This window comes from Sulfuricurvum sp. (genome assembly GCF_019163035.1).
Lineage (GTDB): Bacteria > Campylobacterota > Campylobacteria > Campylobacterales > Sulfurimonadaceae > Sulfuricurvum.
On sequence record NZ_JAFLKV010000135.1, the window covers coordinates 7,618 to 12,209 of the forward strand.

General features: G+C 43.5%; 5 protein-coding genes and 1 pseudogene. 5 read left to right on the forward strand and 1 reads right to left on the reverse strand.

Annotation, left to right across the window (positions count from 1 at the left end):
* Together JZU62_RS09940 and JZU62_RS09945 are read left to right on the forward strand one after the other, a co-directional pair.
* A pseudogene (locus JZU62_RS09940) lies at positions 1-242 on the forward strand (transketolase); the annotation flags it as partial.
* Complete coding sequence (locus JZU62_RS09945; RefSeq protein ID WP_295014360.1) at positions 242-994, forward strand: RNA methyltransferase; 753 nt, start codon at positions 242-244, stop codon at positions 992-994. The pseudogene JZU62_RS09940 and the gene JZU62_RS09945, both read left to right, overlap by 1 nt.
* Positions 995-1,079: 85 nt before the next feature.
* Here JZU62_RS09945 and JZU62_RS09950 read toward each other — a convergent pair whose 3' ends face one another.
* Entirely contained in the window at positions 1,080-1,400 is a 321-nt protein-coding gene (locus JZU62_RS09950; protein ID WP_295014362.1) for a thioredoxin family protein, read from the reverse strand.
* Between the two features lie 12 nt (positions 1,401-1,412).
* Between JZU62_RS09950 and JZU62_RS09955 the strand changes: the two genes are divergently transcribed.
* The 3 genes from JZU62_RS09955 to JZU62_RS09965 are packed head-to-tail and all read left to right on the forward strand — an operon-like array spanning position 1,413 to position 4,455.
* Complete coding sequence (locus tag JZU62_RS09955) at positions 1,413-2,300, forward strand: radical SAM/SPASM domain-containing protein (protein ID WP_295014364.1); 888 nt, start codon at positions 1,413-1,415, stop codon at positions 2,298-2,300.
* Positions 2,293-3,246, forward strand: coding sequence for a magnesium/cobalt transporter CorA (gene corA, locus JZU62_RS09960; RefSeq protein WP_295014366.1), 954 nt, complete (start codon positions 2,293-2,295; stop codon positions 3,244-3,246). The genes JZU62_RS09955 and corA overlap by 8 nt, the downstream gene beginning before the upstream one ends.
* A 57-nt stretch (positions 3,247-3,303) precedes the next feature.
* Positions 3,304-4,455: a sodium:proton exchanger gene (locus tag JZU62_RS09965; protein WP_295014367.1), complete on the forward strand. Its 1,152-nt coding sequence runs from the start codon at positions 3,304-3,306 to the stop codon at positions 4,453-4,455.
* Positions 4,456-4,592 lie beyond the last annotated feature (137 nt).

Genomic DNA, 4,592 nt, shown 5'->3' on the forward strand with positions numbered 1-4,592 from the left:
TTGCGGCGAATGTTGTGAGTGTCCCGTGTTTTGATCTGTTATTGGAACAAGCACCAAGCTATATCGATTCTATCATTAAACCATCCACGAAAAAGATCGCTATCGAAGCGGCTCGCGGTTTAGAGTGGTACCGTTTTGCTGATACGGTTGTCGCTATGGATGGATTCGGTGCCAGTGCCCCTGCGGATAAATTGTTTGAGAAATTCGGATTTACTGCAGAAGCCGTTGCGGCAAAAATCTAATGCAAGATTCACCTGAATATTTAGAGAAGAAGCGTTTTTTTGATTCGTTGATTACCCTTTACGGTCGCAATGTAGCGGTTGAGGTATTGCGTGATGATGAGGTGCAGATTCACAAATTGCATCTCTCCAAAAGCAACCGCACCGATGAGACGATTGAAGAGATCATGGATCTTGCTGAAATGCGCGGTGTGGAGATCAAATACCACACCAAAGAGTCATTATCCCGTATCTCGAAAAACAGCGCTCAGGATCAAGGGGTCGCGATTGACGTCGTGAGCCAAAACTATCGCAGTGCCTCGAATATTCCGACCGATCTACCTGATGCATTTCGTCTTTTAGCCCTCGATGGGATCAATAACCCTCAAAATTTGGGGATGATTGTCCGATCCGCTGCGGCGAGTCGAATCGATGGGATCGTATTACCTCGTCGCAACAGCACCAAACTCTCTCCGCTTGTGATGAAAGCGAGCGCGGGAACCCTCTTTAAAATCCCGATCTATTACTGTGAAGATTTGAGTGATATTTTGACCTTGAGCGATACGGCAATTATTACTCTCTCCTCTCACGCCAAAGAAGATATCCATACATTGAAAATTCCGAAGAGGGCTATTTTTGTATTGGGGAATGAGACCGAAGGGGTAAGCGACACGGTGATGAGAGCTTCGACTCATAATGTGAGTATCCCGATGTATCGCGGTGTCGAGTCGCTCAATGTTGCCGTAACGGCAGGGATTGTCAGCTTTTTACCGTAATGTGATACGCTACGGGAGCAAAGCCCCCATAGCTACGCTTGCCGCTTGGGCTACTAAAGCTTGCCTCTTTGAGGCAGAAGTTTGCTTACGCAAGCATAAGGTTATAGGGTCGGCGAATATCTTCGATCACTTCACCGACACTCATGTGGCGGCTTTTACGTAAAAACTCCCGCCCCTGAAAAAAGATAAGTACCGTCGGAATGGCAAAGACGCTAAAATGGGATGCAATTTCGGGTGTTTCGGAGATGTCGATACTCTCTATAACAAACGTGGGAAAGTTATCCATAATCGCTTGGGTCAGTTTCGGTTTTAGGGCATGACAGACGTTACAGGTGGGTGCACTGAAATAGAGCATGAGTGCATCATTGGTGTGGAGTGCTTGGTTGAGTGATTCTAATGTTTGCATAAAGGGATTATAATGAAATTCAGCCGTGCCTACGTTGAAATAACCAATATTTGCGGGCTATCGTGCAGTTTTTGCCCCCCTAAATCGACTCCAACCGCGACCATGGAACTTAGCCTCTTCCGATCGGTCGCAGAACAGCTTCGAGACTATACCGATGAAATCGCACTGCACGTGATGGGTGATCCGATGGTTTTGTCTAATTTGGAAGAGTATCTTGATATCGCCCAAGCTACTGCCTTGAAAGTAATGATAACCACCAGCGGGTTTTATCTTGATCCACTCCGTAGAGAAGCACTGTTTCATCCCACACTCCGCCAAGTGAACATCTCCCTCAATAGTTTCAATAAAAACAGTGTTTCTCGAACCTTTGAAGCGTATATGGAGCCTATTTTGGCGCTGTGTGATGAGAAGCTTGCAAGGGAAAAAGATTTTTTCATCAATCTCCGTCTTTGGAATTTGGATGAGGTTCACAGCGAGAGCCATTTTAATGAACGGTTGTTTGCGCTTTTGGAGAGCCATTTTTCTCTTGAAGCGGGGATGATTGCTTCGCAGATCAGCGGCGAGCGGCAATCGATACGTTTGGCGTCCAAGATACTGCTTCATTTTGATCGCTATTTTGAGTGGCCGAGTCTTGAAAACACGACCCTTACCCACAGCTATTGCCAAGGGCTGAACAAACAAATCGGCATCCTTGTCGATGGGAGAGTGGTACCGTGTTGCTTGGACTCCGAGGGGATTATCACTCTTGGTAACCTGAGTGAGACAAATTTGGGTAAAATTCTGATATCGAAACGCTCTTCGACGATTAGTGATGGTTTTTCCAAGGGAATCTGTACCGAAGAGCTGTGTCAAAAATGCTTCTATAAAGAGCGATTTAAGAGAGGAGTAGCTAATGATTAAATGTTACGTCCGTAATGAGAATGCGATTGCATTTATCGATACCATGTCAGAACTTGACGGAGATGTTATTGAAAAAGTGATCTGGATCGATATGTTGATGCCAACGTATGATGAGATCATTTTTATTGAAAACACGTTTAATATTAAATTTCCGACCAAACAAGAGACCGAAGAGATTGAGATCAGTTCGCGCTATTGGGAAGAGAATGACCGTATTGAGATCAACAGTTATTTTTTAGTAACGAAGCCCGATAGTTCTCACAATGAAACGGTATCGTTCATTCTCCATCATAATCTCTTGATCTCTATTCGGTATACCAATCTCTATACGTTTGATGAGTTCAACCGTAAATTCTTTGCAACTCCGAAGCATTTTGAGACGGGATACGATATTTTTTGTCAGATTTTGGATATCCGTATCGATGCCGATGCCGATATTATCGAAAAGCTTGCACGCGATATTACCCGTTTACGAAAGCACGTTTTGACTGACTACTCCAATGAAGACGAAGAGATCTTGGCACGCATTTCCTCCTTGGAAGATTTGAATACGCAAATACGGGAAAATCTCAATGATAAACAGCGTATTTTGAGCTCGTTTTTGAAATCAAATAAATATAAACATGCACTAAAACATGATGTTACCGTTATGCTTAAAGACATCAAATCATTGATTGACTATACCGACTTTAATTTTGAGCGACTCGATTACCTCCAAAACATCTTTGTCGGCGTTTTGAGTATCGAGCAAAACAAGGTTATTAAAATGTTTACGATCGTAAATGTCGTATTCCTTCCACCGACCTTGATTGCAAGCATTTACGGGATGAACTTTGATCTTTTACCGGAACTGCATTGGAAATTTGGCTATTTACTCTCTGTCTGTATGATGATTATCTCATCGATACTACCGGTATATATCTTTAAACGAAAAGGGTGGATTTAATCATCCTATCGATTATGGTATGATAGTCTATTAACATTCATAAAAAAGGACAAAGAATTGGACAGGCGGATACGCTATTTTATTGAGGATTATTGGGATATTTTTATTGGAATATCAGCAATAGCACTCGGATTTATCTTTCACACTCAGCACGATGCCATGATGGCTACGATTTTTTCTGCAATCGGTATCGCTGCACTCTCACTGACGGTTGCCGAGGTAGCTGATATCCTCTCAGAACGGCTACAAGAACCTTACGGTAGTTTTGTCCTCACCTTTAGTGCGGTTGCGGTTGAGATTATTCTTCTATACGTTATTTTATTGGAAGTAAAACACTCACCTGAAGTATTAGAGACCGTCAAGGGGGGGATTATCTCCGCTGTAATCGTCGATTTGAATGTCTTGCTCGGACTTGCCGTTTTTCTAGGAGGGCTTGCGTATACACAGCAACAACATAACAAAGAGACTTCCAGCGCTTACAGTACCGTTTTATTTGTTGCTTCCAGCGCGTTATTGGTACCGGGGCTATTGAGTCATACAGATCATGGTAGTGCCTCTTTAACCCATGTAAGCCATTTGATTGCAGGGGTATTGCTCCTTTTTTACATTATTATTTTTATTTTCCAAACCCGTACCCACACCCACTTTTTCAAAGCAACGGCACGTAGCCGTTTTTTCCGTTTAAAACGAAAGCTCCAAGAGGAAGAGGATGCTGAGATTGATGAAAATGAATCGAGTGATTATGTTTTCGAGCATTTTAGCACCCCAATCAACTTCGCCGTGATTTTTGGATTTATTGCCATTATTGCCTTTGGGGCAGAGATTTTTGCAGGTGAGGGTGTTCGTATTGCCAAAGAGTATGGAATATCGGCAGGATTGGCAGGATTGGTCATCGCGATTATCAGTGTCTCTCCTGAAATTTTTACGGCAGTCCGTGCCGCACGAAACGATCAGATCCAGCGGGTCGTCAATATCGCTATGGGGGCTTCAACCGTATCGATTATCTTGACGGTTCCTATTTTGATGATATTGGCGTACTATTCAGGGATTAATCTTACCCTCGATTTTAATCCGCTTCAAATCGGTGCATTGTTGCTGACGATCCTGTTGGTCTGGAAGACGACCGATGAGGGAGAGACCAATTACTTTGAGGGGGCATCACACATGATGTTCTTCCTCAGTTACGCCATTATCGCTGCGTATTATTAACCTATGATTATCCTCTTTTCTCCGAGCGAAGGAAAACGGGAGGGGGGAACGCTCCCTCCTCTCAATCAAGAAAGCCTTATCTTCCCCGATCTTTACCCTAAACGCCTTGACGTCATTGAACACTATCAGACACTGAC